Source organism: Paenibacillus sp. FSL W7-1279, from assembly GCF_037969845.1.
GTDB lineage: Bacteria > Bacillota > Bacilli > Paenibacillales > Paenibacillaceae > Paenibacillus_AQ.
On the sequence record NZ_CP150215.1, the window covers coordinates 2902788 to 2920283 of the forward strand.

Here is a 17496-nt window from a genome sequence, read left to right on the forward strand (position 1 = left end):
ATCACCATGGTCGATTCTCACGAACCCGATATGGCGCTTGTGCCACAATGAGCGGATAATACGATGAAGATAAGAAGCATTAAAATGATAGATGAGATGCTTTAGGGAGGCGGCAGCATGATTTCAGATCGATGTGAACGTATGGGAATTGAGCTGGTTCCCAAGCGGAAACAAGCCGTTATCGTAAACTTGATGCAATTGTACTTATATGATTTTACCAAGTATCTGGATATTTCGGTAAATGATCAAGGGCTGTTTTTACCCTATCCGGATCTGGATGAATTCTGGAAAAAACGAGAACGTAAATATCCTTATTTAATAACGTTTGATCAACGGCCAGCCGGGTTTGCCTTGATCGAGCGGATGGATGATGCCCTAGATGCGGACTATTACATGACGGAGTTTTTCGTTATGCAAAAATATCGGCGTACGGGATTAGGGACTTGGGCGGCAACCCGGCTGTTTGCTCATTTCCAGGGACGCTGGAAGGTGACGCAAATCAGCAGTAATATACCGGCGCAGGCTTTTTGGCGAAAAGTCATTGAAGCTTATACGGGCGGCCGATATGAGGAATATATTGATCCGGTTCGCCACAATCCTTCGCAATATTTCAATTCCTAGAATTGTTTCACGGATGTTAAGGAACGTTCCATTGTTTGCTTATAAAATTTGGTTACAGATCAATGCTTAGGAGGGATTCGGATGTATTTACCGAGCTTTCATCTGGAAGGGAAAAAAGCTTTTGTTACAGGGGCTGGACGCGGGATCGGACGCGCCATAGCCATAGGATTGGCAGAGGCTGGCTGCGATGTCGGCTTGATGTCCCGAACCCGAAGCGATTTGGAGGAGACCGCATATCTGATCAAGAGCTTGAACCAGGGTCAGGCATTTGTGCTGCCGGGTGATCTGACCGTAAGAGAAGAGATGGAGGGAGCGATTCGAGAATTTGTACATCAGGCAGGACGAATCGACATACTGGTGAATAATGCCGGGATGAACATTCGTACGCCTGCGCTGGAAGTGACGGATTCGGAATGGGACGTGATTGTGCAAACCAATCTGAAATCGGCTTTTGTAGCTTCTCAAGCGGCTGCCCGATTTATGAAAGATCAGGGCAATGGAAGAATCATCAACATCTCTTCCGTAGGCGGACACACGGCTCTTCGTACAGGCGTTGTTTATGGTTCAACGAAGGCGGCTCTCATCCATATGACCAAGGTGCTTGCGATGGAGTGGGCGCAGTATGGAATTCAGGTTAATTCGGTCGGACCTTGGTATTTCCGGACTCCGCTGACGGAGAAGCTGCTAAATGATGAAGCTTATATGCAGGCCATATTGGACCGGACACCGCTTAAGCGCGTGGGAAGTCTGGAAGAAGTGGTGGGACCTGTCGTTTTCCTGGCGTCGGAGGCTGCCAATTACATGACCGGGCAAACGCTGCTGGTGGATGGCGGTCTTAGCATTTATGGATTCTAGCAGGGGAGCATTCTTTCAAACAGAATAAATATAGTGAAATCGAAAATGTAACGAAAATAGGCTTTCAGGTTTATTCGTGTCGGGTAATGATGAATGGGATGAACAGGGAGGAGAGTGAAGGAAGATGGAACGAAGAGCATTTGGACGTACGGACATGCAGGTTAGTGTGTTGGGATTTGGAGGGGCCGAGATCGGCCAGTCGGATCAAAAGACGGTTGACCGGCTGCTGCACAGCGCCATTGATGCAGGCCTTAACATGATTGATACCGCGGAATGTTATGGCCACAGCGAGGAATTAATCGGCAAGGCTTTGTCAGGTCGAAGAGATGATTACTACCTGTTTACGAAATGCGGCCACGCTTCCGGTTTGGATTATCCGGATTGGGATCCCGTGATGCTTGCGCAGAGCATTGACCGCAGCTTGAAGCGACTGCAGGTGGACCACGTCGATGTCATCCATCTTCACAGCTGCTCGGAAGAGATTTTGCGCCGGGGCGAAGTGATTGAAGTGTTAAGAAGAGCTAAGGAGCAGGGGAAAACGCGGTACATCGGCTACAGCGGCGATTCGACCGATGCGCTCTATGCCCTTCAAACCGGCGTGTTCGACAGCTTTGAAACTTCGCTGAACATCGCCGACCAGGAGGCGATCGATCTCACGATTCCGCTTGCCATGAAGCAGGGCATAGGGATCATTGCCAAACGTCCGGTAGCCAATGTTGCCTGGAAGAACGAAACGCTAAGCGAACAGGATTATGCTTATCCTTATTGGATCCGGCTAGGCGAGTTGAATTACGATTTTCTCGCCGATGTTCAGCAAGGCGTTGAAACGGCGTTAAGATTCACTTTAAGCACGCCGGGCGTAGCTACCGCCATCGTCGGTACGGCAAATCCGGAGCGGTGGGAGCAAAATGCTGCGTTACTGGAAAAAGGGCAGCTGCCGGAGGATATTTACGAGTCGATCCGCAACCGCTGGCGAGAGGTTGCCGGTGCGGATTGGGTGGGTAAGGTGTAAGTGATCTAAAAAAGAGCCTGTCGAGTTCTCTCGACAGGCTCTTTTTTGCGGCTTAAAAGAATACGAATGCTGGTAATAAAATTAATGATGTTAATTCAACATATAAAAAATTCACAATAGGGAAGTACCGATCAATATCATCAGCTAGCAACTACCTTATTTTACCTGGTTTCTCGATACCTAGCACATTTTCTAGTCTAAAAAAGGAGGCGTGAAGCGAATAAAAGATTAATATGGAAATATTTCCCCCTGTAGAAGATGAATGTCCCCCTTTGAAACCAGTAGGGCTTGGAATAAAATTCTGGTAGACAGCAAGTATTTACATAGGGTTCTGAAAAAATACTTAGGGGGATTAGAAATGAAAAGGACTTCCATGTTACTCATGAGTGTCATGTTGCTGCTCTCCATGTTCCTCGCAGCATGCGGTAACAACAGTGGCACTAACACTCCTGCTGCTGGAGGAGGAGAAACTCCGAAGACGGAAACAACTCCGCCGGCCGATGATAAGAAGGATGAAGCCGCTCCGGTTTCACTCCGCGTGTTCTCGACTTTCGGAGGAACTGACGCAGCTCGCGAAGCCTTCCAGGCAGCGTTGGATGAATTCACGAAGGAACATCCGAACGTGAAGATAGACAACGACACCATGTCAGCAAATGATGACGGTTTCAGAACGAAAGTGAACACCGACATGAACAGCGGCAACGAGCCTGACTTGTTGTTCTACTTCATCGGGGCTGACGCAGAAGGATTCGTCAATGCCGGTAAAGTTGTGCCGTTGAACGAAATTCTCGACGCGGACGCTGAGTGGAAGAACGGCTTCATTCCTGATGCGCTCGAGCTTGCCAAGCAAAAAGACGGTAACATTTACGCAGCGCCATTGACCGGTTTCTATGAAGGCTTGTTCGTTAACAAAAAAATCTTCGAAGAAAATGGTTTGGAGCTTCCAACAGACTGGGCGAAATTGACCACAGCTGTGAAAACGTTATCTGCCAAAGGCATTATTCCTTTGTCCGTACCATTTGACCAATCGCACTATCTGATCGAGCATACCATTTTGTCTGCAGCAGGTCCTGAAGGCCAAAACAAAGGTCTGCTTGAAGGCATCGATCCAAACTGGGAAAAAGCGTATGCGGCTATGAAAGAATTGTATGACCTTGGCGCATTCCCTAAAGATGCGGCAACAATCGACCTGAGCATGTCCGGCAACTATTACAGTGAAGGCCTTGCTGCCATGACTATCGAAGGATCTTGGGCCATTGGCGGTTGGAGCGATGAAACCCGTGACAACTCTACAGTACTGCCATTCCCGACAGTTCCTGACGGCGCTGGCAGCGGTAACGATATCGTCGGCGGCTTCGGTTCCGGTTTCTATCTCTCCAAAGCCACTTATGATGACGCAGCTAAAAAAGAAGCAGCAATCGCCTTGCTGAAACATCTGACTTCCCCGGCGTCCATTCAAAAAATCGCTTCGGCTAACGGTGGTACACCTGCGGCTGACGTTGAAGTGACTGGATTGCCCCAAGTAGCTCTTGACGGTTTCGCTATGGCCGCGAAAGCAGCTTCCATCAGCGCGCCGGTTGACAGTAAAGTTTCGCAAGAAACGTTTGGTAACCTTCGTGCTAGCGTCCAACCTGTAGTGGAAGGCAAGAAAACTCCTACTCAAGCGATCGAAGAAGCGAAGAAAACCGAGGATGCCAACAAAAAATAGTTTTCATCAGAAACGGTAGAAATAAAAGTGACGTACGCCGCCCCTCTGCTTTCATTTGGGCGGCGTAGTCATTTCGGCATGGACGTTGAAGAAAAATAAACATCAAGGGTGATTAATATGAAGGGTGATCGCAAGTATATTGTGATGTTTTTATTACCCGCAGCAGCCATCATGACAATCTTTCTATATTATCCGTTCTTTAAGAGTTTGTATCTCAGCTTCTATCGCACAAGCGGCTTTTTCGATAAAAAGTTTGTGGGAGGGGCTAACTATGAGAGACTCATTACGGATAAACTGCTTGGCGCTGCAACATTGCACACGCTCGAAATCATGCTCTATGTTATCGTGTTTCAGGTGGGGATCGCGCTTGTGTTGGCTGTCCTGGTAGATAACATTTCCAAGCTCAAAGGTTTTTATCGAACGGTCTTTTTCTTCCCGGTTGTCATCTCCGGTACTGCCATTTCCTTATTATTTGTGTTGTTCTACAATTACAACTTCGGTTTACTGAACAACTTGCTGGCGAACTTTAATATTGAGAAGATTTTGTGGTTGGATGCGAAGAATGCGCTAAAGGCGGTATCGATTCCAACGGTATGGCATTATGTGGGCTTTTATTTTGTTCTGTTCTTGACCGCGATGTCCAAAATACCCGCGGATTATTATGAGGCTGCAAAACTGGAAGGAATCACGGGGCTCAAGAAAACAACGATGCTTACAATTCCGCTCATCATGAGTGACATCAAGGTTGTTATCACACTTGCCATTACGGGTACGTTGAAGGTGTTCGAATTCATCTGGGTCATTACAAGCGGCCAGAATGGAACGGAAGTCCTGGGAACGTATATGTACAAAAAGGCCATGGTGGATCAGAACTTTGGTTACGGATCAGCGGTTGCGATATACATGGTGGTCTTTGGCGTACTGCTTGCGTTAATTGCCAACCGTTTGTTGAAAAGAGACGAGATTACATACTAAGCATTATAGGGGTGTACTGTTATGGAGCCAACCATCGTCGTTGAACACAAAACTCAGCGCGTTAGGAAGAGTCGGTTTAATTTAGGCACCACGTTGATGTACGTTGTTTTGACAGCGTGGTCCCTAACAACCATTTATCCGTTATTCTGGATCGTGAACAACTCGTTCAAGGTTTCTCGCGATGTGATGAATAATTCCTTTGGTATCGCATGGGAACCGGTGTTTGTGAACTATCAGAACGCATTTGACCGCATTAATATCGGAAGAAGTTATATCAATAGTTTGGTGATGTCCTTCAGTACCGTATTCTTGGTATTACTGCTCGGGGGATTAGCCGCTTATGTATTGTCCAGATTCAACTTCAGGGGCAAGCGCACCATCTATTCCATTCTGTATGCGACTTTGTTGATTCCAGCGTTTGCAACCGTAGTCCCGGTATACGAGCTGCTGATCAAAACGAGCCTGGTCAATACATATTGGGGCCTGATCTTCCCGCAAACGGCAGGCAATCTGACGTTTGCCACCTTGGTGATTGCCGGTTATATGGCAACTATACCGAAAGAGCTTGAAGAGGCGGCTTTCATGGATGGATGTAACCGATGGCAGATGTTTGTTAAGATCTTCGTGCCGATCTCGCAGCCGGTATTTGCATCGGCGAGTATATTTGTATTTATGTGGTCGTACAATGACTTGTTCTCAGCGCTGATCTTTGTAAACAAAGAGAATGTCCGGCCGATCGTTGCATTGCTGAATGAGATCAGCTCCCAATACGGAACAGACTTTGGTCTGATGGCTACGGCAGTATCGTTGACCGTTATTCCGGTGCTGATTGTATACCTGTTTATCTCAAAGTATATTCAAAAAGGTTTGACTGAAGGAGCTGTCAAGGGTTAAGAAGAGAGCGAACTCAACGAATAGGCAAGTCAAGAGGGGACCTTGTCGTCACCTGTTTGACTTGCCTATTCGTTGTTATATTCCATTTAGTCTTTTAATCTGAAGCAAGAGTTGAATCAGCAATTTAAGCAGTTGGACGATTAAATTCGACTAAGCGTGAGAAACCATCTTCTCCATGACCGGCATGGATTGCTCTTTGGGCAATGGCTTTTGCTGCGTTTAAAACGCTGCTATCGATGCCGTGATGTTCGGCCACGTGGATGATATGCTCCATACTTGTCATATTGGAGATGAGACTAGAGCCTTCACCAGGGTAAACGCCTTGATCCACATCTTGCGCGATATAGGTCATGATATCCGGCATAATGTTGATGATATTTTGCGCATAGGGGGCGATGTCTTTCGCGGCAATGTTCTCAGCACGTGCGATAGCCAGAGCGTGTACATAGCCGCTCATGGCTGTCCAGAACACATCCAGCAATGCAACATCATAGGCTGCGGCACGACCGGGATCCTCCCCAAGGAACGAAGCGGTCCCTCCCAGACTGGAAAGTGTTTCCAGGTGGCTGCGGTATACTTTCTCTTGCCCGCTGTACAGAACAACGGCTGAAGGCTGCCCAATGGTCGTTATCGGCGTCATGATCGCACCATCAATATAGTTAATACCGTTCTCGGCTGCCCAAGCCGCCATTTCGCGTGCACGTTCAGGAGAGTCGGCTGTCAGGTTTATAAGGGTTTTCCCTTTCAATGCGCTAGTCGCATTAGAGAGAATGGAGCGGACTGCATCATAATTGAGTACACAGATGATAATAAGCTGGCTGGCAAGCACGGCATCCGGAACAGTCGGAGCAAGCACTGCACCTTGTGTAATAAGTGGGTCGGCCTTAGCAGCTGTCCGGTTCCACACCGTTGTAGCATGGCCATTCTTGATAAAAGCTCCGGCAAGCGCTTGGCCCATAGGGCCGAGCCCGAGCACGGTCACATGTTCCTTATTGGTGTTTTGCTGAGTTTCACGAACATTAGGTTCGATCCCATGACCATGATTTTGATTCAATTGTTCCATCTTTTTTTCCTCCTTGAGTGTTGGCTACGAATATAGTGTAGACCTTGACACTAATGTCAAGGTCAATCGTTATTTTTAATCTCCAAAAAGAGGTGAGTAATTCAACATATGAAAAATTCATAACAATGAAGAATAACGCTCTCTATCTCTCAATCAAACTATATACGCTTTTGAACGTACCTAATTACGACGATCATAATAAAATCAATCATAAACTAACTAAAAGAAAGTTGTTGACAATATATTAGTGCTGTGTTAATTTGTATATACAAATGAGAGGTGTCTGGTTATGAACATAGATGATTCCATACTGAGCTCATGCTTGTTTTTTACTTCAAATCGGTTTGCTCGTTCGATGACCAAGATGGCGGAGGATGCTTTTGCGAAGGCCGACTTATCTCCTACGTATTCCTACGTTTTGGTGGTGATCCATCAATATCCCGGCATTACGCAGAAAGAGCTAAGCGATAAGTTGTCCATTGCTCCATCCACAAGCACACGGTTCATCGATAAGCTGGAGGAGAAGCAGTTAGTACAGCGCAAATCTGAATGGAAAGAAACGCATATTTTCTTAACGGATGAAGGGAAGTCGTTATATCAGGAGCTGAACCAATATTTTGAACAGCTGTATGGACAGTATGTTTCCCTCTTGGGGAAGGAACATAGCGAACAGTTAACTAAACTTCTTCATGAATCCAGTGAAATATTGAAAAAGGGAAAATAAAGCCTTTTTTTCGTCCCTCATTTGCATATACAATTGATAAAGGAGAGATTCACAATGCAGATTGGTATTATCGGTGCGACAGGGAAAGCGGGAAGTCTGATTCTCAAGGAAGCACAAGCACGCGGTCATGAGGTAACGGCAATTGTACGGAATGTTTCCAAGATCTCCGATTCGAGCGTGAACATTTTGGAGAAGAACGTGCTGGATTTGACGAATGCCGATCTTCAGGGCCTCGATGTCGTCGTGAATGCCTTTGCGGCGGCGCCCGGGCAAGAAACGCAATATGTGGAGGTTGGCCGGGTATTGATAGAAGCTCTGAAAGGCACGAATACCAGACTGTTTGTGATGGGTGGGGCCGGAAGCTTGTTCGTGGATGAAGCCAAAACCTTGCGACTCTTGGAAACTCCAGATTTTCCTAAGGAATACTATCCGACGGCATTTCATGCCAGTGAGAACTTGAAAGACCTGGAACAATCTTCCGATGTGAAATGGACGTATCTAAGTCCGGCAGCGTTCTTTAATCCGCACGGTCAGCGCACGGGCAGCTATCAGGAAGGCAAGGACCATGTCATTGTCAATTCAAACGGTCAAAGCTATGTCAGCTACGCAGATTACGCGATTGCGGTATTGGATGAGCTTGAACAGCCGAAGCATATCCATGAGCGGTATACGGTAGTATCCGAGGCGGAATAAGCCCGGCAACAACCTTTATATAAATCTCGACAAGCTGATTTCATTAGAAATCAGCTTGTTTTGATGCGAAATAACTGTTTCAATAAATGAGTAATTCAACATATGAAAAATTCACAATAATTGAATAACCTCTATTTATCTAGCCACTTCTATCTCTCTGGCACCCCGACCATCCATATAGACCCTGTCACTTAAGTATAAAATGGTGGGGAAACCTGCATACAACCAATGTTGTACGCAGGTTTTTTCAGATTGTGACTAACGGGTAAGGTATCTTCGTTCATAAGAAACGAATATTGATATCGCGAAATCGGCCTGTAGACATTTTAGGCATCTTAATTTGTAAAGTGGGCTGTTTATAGGTCGCGATGCTTTGCGCAGGAAGAATGGGGACAGGCAAGACGATGGTCTGGCTTTGATCTTTTGGCAAACCGTGGATTTTGATCTGTGTTCGATTAAGTTTAATCCATAAATTTTCCGGATGGACACGTTTGGGTACATAGCATTTCACAACCAGAAAGTTATGAGTATCAAAAGTTTCGTATCGAAGCGTATAGGGGTTAGGCAGCATTTCATTTCCGGCCGTTGCTTGTCTTATCGTATCCTTCACATAATCTTCAATGACGGTTGGATCCAGCTGAAAATCCTCATTGAGGTCATTAAGATCCTTGAATGGAAAGGAACTGTTGTTGAAAAAAGAGTCCTTCGATAACCATTCAGGGCGCTTGGATCTTGAGTTCACTAGATATCCCTCCTTCGTTCTGTAATTTCATTGTATGGGCGAAGGAAGGTTAGAGTGACATCTGGGCATCCAACCACATAGAATAAATCCAAGCGTATGATTTTGAATGAAGAGGTGGAATTGTGGTTTCGATTATCGGCAATATGAAGATTGTTAACGTGGGCCCCAGTTCTACGGTCTTGGTTGGAAATACAGGCGTCATTGATTTAAACAGCTCCACAAAAACGTATTCCGGCGCCAACTCGTTCAACACCGGTGACAATATTGGCACGAATATTGCAAACAACCAGGCCAACAGCTTGAACACCATTGATCCGGACCTGATTGATTCGGCTAATGCTTAATTAAGGTTGTGATCCACTGTGAATCTAACGGTACATCAATGTATTAACATACAGCAGCTTCGGGTTGAGGCGGTAACGAATTCTTCGGTGCTGCAGATTGGGACCGCTGGAGAGATCCGGGCATTGTCCAATATTTATAATACGGGTGGATTTACAGGCCCTGCCCCTGAATTTGAGCCTCAGCCTAATAACAATCCCCTGGTTCCTCTACCTGCTCCGACTGAAGGACTGTATAGACAAGAATGAGGTGAATGGCCTGCGCATAGATTGTATAGGAGCAGGGAGGCGGTTCCATGTACGATTATTATATACAGCAATTGTTCCATATTCTTCATACCCAGTCAGAGCAGCTGAGTAGAATGGAACAAATGCTGAAGGAAATGCGCAGTGAAATAGATCGATTAAGACAGGGAAGCGAGAAAACGATAGATCGGGTGGAATATAATTTTGATTTATTGAAAATTGAAAAGTTGGAAGGCACTTTAAATATTGGACTGATGCCAAAGGATGGGCAGTCCCTGGACGATATTACCGTGAATGGTCAGCCGCCGTTAGAACTGTCCCAGTCGGGATATTCGGGCGGCGAACTGTACTCGAACATCTATCAGAATGTATCACGTTATCTAGAAGATACAGTACCCGAGCAGATCGAGCGCATGATTCCCGAAGCCCATCTTGTGCTTGGTGATGAATATGCTGCCGTTATTATTGAAGATGTACGCAAACAACTCGGTGAACGTATTACGGTGTATTTGAAGCAATATCATACGAACAGGGAAACCATGAACCCGCAAGAGGTAGAGCAATCGATCATCAAACAAATGAAGAGTGAGATCGCTTCAGCAGTTGAGCAGCACCTTCTTAATTTGCAACGAGGGAAGTGGCATTCAAATGAAAATGACAGTCGTCAATAAAGAGCTCCAGGTTGGTTCGATCCGCATTACGGCGATCTCAAGTTCGTCCGTACTGTTGATTGGAGATACCCATGTGATTAATAGCTCCTCCATGTATGATACACCTTCCGAATCACTGCAGATCAGCCCGCTTGTTCCGTTATCCCCGGGTTCCGCACCATGAAACGTCATTCACATGTTGATCACATGTATATCATCAATATTTCAGATAGTTCAGCATGTATATGCGGTGAATCGGGACATATCGATGCCAATACACGCGCATTGGCGGTTCAGCGGCAGGTGCCGGTGTTTTTTGAAGACGAGGGAGATTATGAGGATTACTCGATATTTTCCCGATCCATACCCGCATGGCCGCCGCAATCAGACGTAGAACTAAACATTATACAAGACCATAAGAAGATTCATGTGGGATGTATCGATATTATAGCGACTGCATCTGCGTCGGTTGTACAGGTGGGTCCGAACGATACCATGGATTTGGAATCGAGGGTGAAGGCAATCAGACATTTTATTACGGGCGCGCCCGAATATTTAAAGGATTATAAGGGAGTCAGTGTCAAAAAGAATTTCGTGAAGAAGGAATAATCTAAGTCGGCTCGATTGAGACAGCTGATTCAAAATAGGTGATGTCTCATGGCTAATACGATATGTACAAAACAGGAGGAGCATTATATGCGCCTCCTGTTTTATATGTTGATCTGTGGATTATTCTCCTTGCTGATGAGCAGCTTCGTCTTTGATCTCTTCCCGGAAGCCGGAAATACTCTTTTCACGACGAGCATTACGATCTTGAATCTGTTCTTTCTCGCTTGCCGGAATTTCATCTCCAAACTCCTCGAGATAATCTTCGGCTTCACGGTAGTTCTCAATCGTGTTCTGGACCGCCTGCTGCAGATGCTCTACATTGTCTTCGCGATTATCGGGTTTAGCCATGACATTTCACCTCCTTAAATTCAACTGTCTTGCTAAAATTACACACCTCAAATAGTTTTCCATCATAAAAACATCCTTATGCATATGAGACTGACACTATCAAAAAAGCTACAGTATTGTAAATTTTGCAAGTCAGTTCTTTACATTTCTGTTGGACGGAATATGTTATAATGTCGAAAAAGCAGACTTGCAGCATGACATCGAAATAAGAGGAGGAAGAATTCTTGAGATCAAGTCGTTTTATAGTCTGGCTCAGTATGCTGATGATGATGGCATTCATGTTAGCAGCCTGTACCTCAGAACCGATAAAACAACAGCAAACTTCTACAGTAGAAGGCCCTCCTGAATCGGTTGAAGATGAAGAAGAAGGTCAGACCATTACACTAGTAACGCCGGATACGGCGATGAAAGCACCCGAGGAAAAAAGCAAATATCAGATACATACACGGTTGACGGATTTCCAACTCTTGAATGAGTCAACGGGGATTGCTTGGGGGATAACGAACACGGAATTACGTCTGTATCAGACTCAGGATTATGGCGAAACGTGGGTTGATATCTCTCCATCCTCCAATGTACAGTTCGTTGATAAGCTGGAGTATGGGAAAGACATCGTGTTTACGGATAAAAAACATGGTTGGATTATACGCAACAAGCAGAGATCAGCCGAAACGATCCTGCTCAATACGACGGACGGGGGAGACACCTGGAAGCTTTCTTCGCTGCCGGAGACGGGTGTCGTCACGGCCATGTCCTTCGTTTCGTCTCAGCAGGGATGGATTATGGCGAAAGGCGATCTATCCCGGGGCTCTGAGGAGAAGTCGCTATTTCGAACCAGCAATAATGGCGGGTTATGGGAAGAGGTCATGCAGAATACGGAGTATCCTACATCCCGTGTTCCCGGCAGCGTGATTCCACGAACAGGGTCCATCATCGGCTTAACCTTCACGGATTCGCTTGTCGGATTTGCGACCATCCGTGAAATGCAATCCTCCAAATTGTATATTACCCGTGATGGAGGCCAGAAGTGGAAGTCCTCCGGACAGATATTTAAGAGCAAGCTGCTGGATCGGTGCGGTTCGATCTTTGCCGGCGCCCCCAAGTTTCTGGGCAGAGGAAGTAACGGAAGCGAGGTTTATATACCGGTTACCTGCGTGAAGGATGATCAGGCAAGCTATTTGGGTTACTTTACGGCCGACACGGGGAAATCATGGAATTTGGTGTCATTCCCCATGACGGGTGATACCGGCAAGGGCTCCATTCAGCCTGTTTTCCGCCGGCTTCATGACGGGTGGAGAATGGTGAACGGTATTGTTTATCATACGAATGATATGGGCAAGACCTGGAAGCCATTTCCGAGAAGCAAGCTCCTGAACGATAATCTCGCCAAATATCCGAACGTGGTGAAACTGCAATTTACATCGTCTGATGTCGGTTGGATGCTGATTGAAACAACGGACAAGAATCGATCGCGACTAATGAAAAGCAGTGACGGTGGGGAAACCTGGCAGGGTCTATAGATTGTGGCGAGAATACGTGTTTGAATATGCCAATAAAAAGACCAGATTAAAAAAGCTTTATCAACCGCGACTTTATCAGTTTTGATAAAGCTTTTTTTCGGTTTATTTTGTGAAATTAATCACAAACATTAACCTCCATGTATGCTACTATAAAGATGTAATCAGATACTCCAAATTGTTTAGAAGGGGACGATCCTCATGCATACCGATCAAATGACGATTAACTTCCTCCGCCTTTGCTACCATTGTGATGATGCATGTTTATGCGACACCGAGGAGCAGTGTCTGGCTTGCTGGAATGAGCAGGAAATGACACCAGAGGAGCATGAAATGACAGGACAGGAAGAAACGATGAAATGGATGAGATTGGCTTACGATTGAATAATGATGACAAAGATGACCATGAAGAGTATGAATGGAAGCGGACGTTCTAGTCTTCGCGAAGAAGCTGATGACTGGTTAAGTGCAGACATCGGCTTTTTTTGGTGCTCCCAGAAAAGGACAAGTTCTTTAAAATTTCAATCAAACTTTCCATGAGCTATGAGTTAAATTGTCCGAAATAAAGCATATACATATTTCAAGACAAGGTGGAGGGGGGAGCCGTATGGGATCGGGGTCAGTTTGGATGTTCGATTTTTTCGGCAGCGTTATGCCCGTGTTTTTCATCGTCGTCATCGGGATCATTCTGCTGTCGGCCGGTAAGGGAATCTTGCAATGGAGTCAGAATAACCGACAGCCTTTGCTATCGGTCGATTCCAAGATCGTGAGCAAACGAACGGAAGTGAAACATACGCAGCAGACGGATGATACGATGTCGAGCCGCACTCGTACCACCTATTATCTGACCTTTGAAGTGGAGAGCGGAGACCGCATGGAGTTTGTTGTAAATGGGGAGGAATTCGGCATGTGCGCGGAAGGAGACGAGGGACTGCTGCGTTTCCAGGGAACCCGGTACTACGGATTCGTTAGGCACCCTAGAGCGAAACTTAGCGTGGTCCACGGTTATGACCATCCTAAATAAGAGACGGACTTAATTTTATATACGCCTTCTCCTGTGGTATATAATGAAGAAGAAGGAGGGGCGGCATATGAAATTTCTGGATAAAACGGTCGTAATAACGGGCTCTGCCCATGGGATTGGCCGCGGATTGGCTGAGGCTTATGCTCTAAGCGGAGCTCGAGTGATATTAAGCGATGTACATGAAGAACAGGGCAGCCTGGCGGCAAATGCCTTGCAGGAACAAGGATTGAACGCGGTCTTCATCCCTTGCGATGTAAGGAAGGAAGAAGATATTAAACGCCTGATGAACCAAGCCGTCCAATATGCCGGCACCATCGATATTTTGATTAATAATGCCGGGGTCTCCCGTTGGAAATCGCCATATGAGCTAACGGTTGAAGACTGGGACGATGTGATCAACACGAATGCCCGAAGCTGTTTTTTGGCAACGCGCGAAGCGGCGGTACATATGAAAATAGCTGGGAATGGCGGGGCTATCGTCAATATGTCATCCACGCGTTCGATCATGTCCGAGCCGAATTCGGAGGCTTATGCAGCTTCCAAAGGAGCCATTGTCGCATTGAGCCATGCCATGGCCGTAAGCCTGGGGCCCGATGGAATTCGGGTGAATTGTATAAGTCCGGGGTGGATTGAAACGGGAAACTATGATGAGCTTCGTACAGCGGATCATAAGCAGCACCCAGCTGGACGGGTAGGAACCCCAGCTGATATCGCCAAAGCCTGCTTTTATTTTACCGATCCGGATAATGATTTTGTCACAGGGGCCCATCTGGTTGTGGATGGCGGCATGACCCGCAAAATGATATATGAGCCTTAGTTCATCTGAATATCTAGAGCGTCTTCCCATGGAAGGCGCTCTTCTTCGTGATAGTCATGGGGCCGATACTCTCGTATATGATACAAATTCGTGATGCATTAACATTTTTGAAGAAAACCTGTTCATGATAAATAAAAACAGTATGATGTAATTAATGTAAGTATGAAGAAGGTCACATCTAAAGAATGGGAAGGAATGTGGATATGGGGAAATTGAAGACAACCAGTGCAAAAAATGAACGTTCCAATCGAGTGTCCGTGTTCGTTACACTGCTCATGTCCTATCTTGTGATACTGCTGATCCCGGTCATCGTGTTCTGGGGACTGTATACGCAAATCGAGCGGATAATGATCGAAAATGCCAACAACTCCAACATGGCACTGATCGAGCAGGCGAAGCAGGTGGTGGACAGCCGATTGGATGAAATGCATCTGATTTCCCGGAACATCACTTCGCATCCGCGGCTGGATGCGCTGCTAAAGGCAAGCTCCCCTCAAAATGGTACCGAGAACTACAATTACTACACTTTCATGCAGGAAATGCAGCGATACCGTAACAGCAGCAGTTTTATTACCGATTTTTACGTATATTTACGGGAGAGCGATACGGTTCTCAGTCCCTCCTTAAAGACAACGTCTCGTGTCTTGTTTTCCGATATTTACGGATATGAAAAATTAACCTATCAACAGTATCAAGCAGATATTCTGCACGGAATCCACTTTAACCGGTATTTGCCCGTGACCGAAATTGGCAAAGGGTTGAATCAGAAACGCATGCTCACATATATGCAAACGCTTCCATTTGGTGAGAAAGCCAATCCCAAAGGCGCGCTTGTTATGCTGATTGAGGAGAGGCAGATCGCAGGATTGCTTGATGAGATTGTGAAAACAAACCACGGAACCATTTACATCAAGGATGCCAGCGGCCAAGTGATTCTGAGTGCCGGTGAACCCGAGGTTCACAGTACGGGTAAAAAGGCGGATAATCCACGAGTGATGACGGTATCGACAAGATCTGCCCGGAGCGGGTGGGAATATGTATCGGCCGTGCCGGAAAAAGCGTTTATGGAAAAGGTCTATATGGTCAAGCGAATGGCCGTCGGCGTTCTGGCCATCTGTCTTGTTGCTGGGATTGCGGCCTGTGCGTTCATGACCTACCGCGCGTATTTCCCTTTGCGTGACATTATCCGTTTCATCCGGCAATCTCATCCGGCTAAGGAGGGTAAGGTACGTAACGAATATGATTTTATCAAATCGACGATGGCGGATTCCTTCGGTAAGCAGACGGAGATGAAGGAGCAATTGTCCAGGCAAACACCGGTGATTCGGTCTAACTTTTTGCAGCGTTTATTGAAGGGAAACGTGGATACGGCGGATATGTCCGATCATGCTCTGGATTTCATGGGGATCTCGTTCCCGCATTCGAGTTTTGCGGTTGCCTTGATCGAGCTGAGGGATGCCAGCGGGTTCATACATAATGAGCGGGAAAGCGAATGGGCCCTGATCCGTTTTGTCACCGGGAAGGTGGCGGAAGAAATTCATCCCTTTACCGCATATTCCGTGGAGCTGGAGAAGAACCTGGTTGCCATTATTCTAAACATGCCGGAACCGCTGCATGATAAGGTCGACCAGCTGTACGATTGGGCAGAGCAAGTGAAGCTGGTGATTGAACAGCGCTTTAAATCCGATATCACGATCGGGATTAGCGAAATCCGTACAGGTCTTGGATGTTTGGCGAGCGGTTACACCGAAAGCTTGAAGGCTTTGGAATATTCCATTTTTACTGCGTATAAACCGATTTTATTGTACGAGGAAATGAAACAGAAAACGGAGGTGTATTATGATTTTCCCATTGAGACGGAAATTCAGCTCATTAACGCCATGAAAAGCGGGGATACGGATAAGGCGCAAGATATCATCCAGTGTCTGTACCACAATAACTTCAACGGACAATCCATCTCTCCTGAGCTCGGCAGACTCATGTTCGCTAACCTGCTCAGTACGATGTTCAAGCTGCTGAATGCTTTGAATTTGAAGTACGAGGATATATTCGGCGAGTCAGGCAAAACGCTTGAAGAAATTACGGAGGGGAGCACGGTTGAGGAGCTCTACCGGGAAGTGAAATGGATGTTCGGCAAGGTTTGTCTCTACGTAAAAGATCAAAGGGGCGATTCCTCTTCGCTGCTGCTTGAGAAAATCAAGAGTTACATTGCGGATCATCACGACGATGCCATGATCAGTCTGGCTTCCATTGCCGAGCAATTTGATATTACACCGCCGTATCTGTCGGCTTTCTTCAAGAAAAACAGCGGCACCAATCTCACGGATTACCTGGCCAAGATTCGGATCGAGCGCTCCAAGGAAATGATGCGGGATGCCAAAAACACGATTTCGCACATTGCCCGTTCCGTCGGTTATACCAGTGACGTCGGTTTTATCCGGGTGTTTAAGAAATACGAAGGGATCACTCCGGGAAAATACAAGGAAACCCTGCATTCCCTATCATCGACCTTAAGAAATGATCATCTCAATTCTTAATCCCTGTTTATGGATGTTGAAACTGTACGGTATACGATGTAAGCGCTTCAGCGTTACGATTTGAACAGGGCGGGCTGGTTGGAACCACCTAAGCCTAATCTTATCGAATGATCATTCATT

21 protein-coding genes are annotated in these 17496 nt (G+C 46.3%); 18 read left to right on the top strand and 3 right to left on the bottom strand.

Annotated features, from left to right (window positions below; all coding sequences use genetic code 11):
- Positions 1–117: 117 nt before the first annotated feature.
- From MKY82_RS12870 to MKY82_RS12895, 6 genes are all read left to right on the top strand, one after another.
- Positions 118–621 carry a GNAT family N-acetyltransferase gene (locus tag MKY82_RS12870; protein WP_339296214.1) on the top strand — a complete coding sequence of 168 codons (504 nt, stop codon included), beginning with the start codon at positions 118–120 and terminating at the stop codon, positions 619–621.
- Positions 622–702: 81 nt separating this feature from the next.
- Positions 703–1476 (top strand): glucose 1-dehydrogenase, encoded by a 774-nt coding sequence (locus tag MKY82_RS12875; RefSeq protein ID WP_220685724.1) that lies wholly within the window; start codon positions 703–705, stop codon positions 1474–1476.
- A 124-nt stretch (positions 1477–1600) separates the two neighbouring features.
- A complete protein-coding gene (locus MKY82_RS12880) occupies positions 1601–2488 on the top strand; it encodes an aldo/keto reductase (RefSeq protein ID WP_339223285.1) in 888 nt (295 codons plus the stop codon).
- 358 nt (positions 2489–2846) lie between these two features.
- Positions 2847–4196: an extracellular solute-binding protein gene (locus MKY82_RS12885; protein WP_216531134.1), complete on the top strand. Its 1350-nt coding sequence runs from the start codon at positions 2847–2849 to the stop codon at positions 4194–4196.
- Between the two features lie 117 nt (positions 4197–4313).
- A complete protein-coding gene (locus MKY82_RS12890; protein WP_071218167.1) occupies positions 4314–5171 on the top strand; it encodes a sugar ABC transporter permease in 858 nt (285 codons plus the stop codon).
- A 21-nt stretch (positions 5172–5192) separates the two neighbouring features.
- Entirely contained in the window at positions 5193–6065 is an 873-nt protein-coding gene (locus tag MKY82_RS12895) for a carbohydrate ABC transporter permease (protein WP_071218166.1), read from the top strand.
- Between the two features lie 124 nt (positions 6066–6189).
- Here MKY82_RS12895 and MKY82_RS12900 read toward each other — a convergent pair whose 3' ends face one another.
- A complete protein-coding gene (locus MKY82_RS12900) occupies positions 6190–7128 on the bottom strand; it encodes an NAD(P)-binding domain-containing protein (protein ID WP_339223289.1) in 939 nt (312 codons plus the stop codon).
- A 289-nt stretch (positions 7129–7417) separates the two neighbouring features.
- Here MKY82_RS12900 and MKY82_RS12905 point away from each other — a divergent pair, with 289 nt between their 5' ends.
- Entirely contained in the window at positions 7418–7852 is a 435-nt protein-coding gene (locus MKY82_RS12905; RefSeq protein WP_339296215.1) for a MarR family transcriptional regulator, read from the top strand.
- A 54-nt stretch (positions 7853–7906) separates the two neighbouring features.
- On the top strand, positions 7907–8545 hold the full coding sequence (locus MKY82_RS12910; protein ID WP_339223291.1) for an NAD(P)-dependent oxidoreductase: 639 nt from the start codon (positions 7907–7909) through the stop codon (positions 8543–8545).
- A gap of 280 nt (positions 8546–8825) precedes the next feature.
- Here the strand turns inward: MKY82_RS12910 and MKY82_RS12915 are convergent, their stop codons facing one another.
- Positions 8826–9287, bottom strand: a complete 462-nt coding sequence (locus MKY82_RS12915) for an Hsp20/alpha crystallin family protein (RefSeq protein WP_260067449.1) — start codon at positions 9285–9287, stop codon at positions 8826–8828.
- Between the two features lie 122 nt (positions 9288–9409).
- Between MKY82_RS12915 and MKY82_RS12920 the strand changes: the two genes are divergently transcribed.
- From MKY82_RS12920 to MKY82_RS12940, 5 genes are read left to right on the top strand one after another with little or no spacing between them, the layout of a single operon-like run.
- On the top strand, positions 9410–9631 hold the full coding sequence (locus tag MKY82_RS12920; RefSeq protein ID WP_071218161.1) for a spore germination protein: 222 nt from the start codon (positions 9410–9412) through the stop codon (positions 9629–9631).
- Positions 9632–9649: 18 nt separating this feature from the next.
- Positions 9650–9877: a spore germination protein GerPB gene (locus tag MKY82_RS12925; protein ID WP_074961788.1), complete on the top strand. Its 228-nt coding sequence runs from the start codon at positions 9650–9652 to the stop codon at positions 9875–9877.
- Positions 9878–9924: 47 nt separating this feature from the next.
- Positions 9925–10545 (top strand): spore germination protein GerPC, encoded by a 621-nt coding sequence (gene gerPC / locus MKY82_RS12930; RefSeq protein WP_339296216.1) that lies wholly within the window; start codon positions 9925–9927, stop codon positions 10543–10545.
- Positions 10523–10708 (top strand): spore gernimation protein GerPD, encoded by a 186-nt coding sequence (locus MKY82_RS12935; protein ID WP_071218159.1) that lies wholly within the window; start codon positions 10523–10525, stop codon positions 10706–10708. The genes gerPC and MKY82_RS12935 overlap by 23 nt, the downstream gene beginning before the upstream one ends.
- Positions 10705–11133, top strand: a complete 429-nt coding sequence (locus MKY82_RS12940) for a spore germination protein GerPE (RefSeq protein ID WP_339296217.1) — start codon at positions 10705–10707, stop codon at positions 11131–11133. Before MKY82_RS12935 ends, MKY82_RS12940 begins: the two co-directional genes overlap by 4 nt.
- A 120-nt stretch (positions 11134–11253) precedes the next feature.
- Here the strand turns inward: MKY82_RS12940 and tlp are convergent, their stop codons facing one another.
- Positions 11254–11481 carry a small acid-soluble spore protein Tlp gene (tlp, locus tag MKY82_RS12945; RefSeq protein ID WP_071218157.1) on the bottom strand — a complete coding sequence of 76 codons (228 nt, stop codon included), beginning with the start codon at positions 11479–11481 and terminating at the stop codon, positions 11254–11256.
- 224 nt (positions 11482–11705) lie between these two features.
- On the opposite strand from tlp, the gene MKY82_RS12950 reads away from it, so the two are divergent.
- From MKY82_RS12950 to MKY82_RS12970, 5 genes are all read left to right on the top strand, one after another.
- On the top strand, positions 11706–13001 hold the full coding sequence (locus MKY82_RS12950; RefSeq protein ID WP_194542112.1) for a YCF48-related protein: 1296 nt from the start codon (positions 11706–11708) through the stop codon (positions 12999–13001).
- Positions 13002–13199: 198 nt separating this feature from the next.
- Positions 13200–13382 (top strand): hypothetical protein, encoded by a 183-nt coding sequence (locus MKY82_RS12955; protein ID WP_071224374.1) that lies wholly within the window; start codon positions 13200–13202, stop codon positions 13380–13382.
- Positions 13383–13605: 223 nt separating this feature from the next.
- Entirely contained in the window at positions 13606–14022 is a 417-nt protein-coding gene (locus MKY82_RS12960) for a DUF2500 domain-containing protein (protein WP_339296218.1), read from the top strand.
- Positions 14023–14089: 67 nt separating this feature from the next.
- The gene (locus MKY82_RS12965) at positions 14090–14839 is read left to right on the top strand and encodes a glucose 1-dehydrogenase (protein ID WP_339296219.1); all 750 of its coding nucleotides are present in this window, start codon (positions 14090–14092) and stop codon (positions 14837–14839) included.
- A gap of 203 nt (positions 14840–15042) precedes the next feature.
- Entirely contained in the window at positions 15043–17376 is a 2334-nt protein-coding gene (locus tag MKY82_RS12970; RefSeq protein ID WP_339296220.1) for an AraC family transcriptional regulator, read from the top strand.
- Positions 17377–17496: the final 120 nt, after the last annotated feature.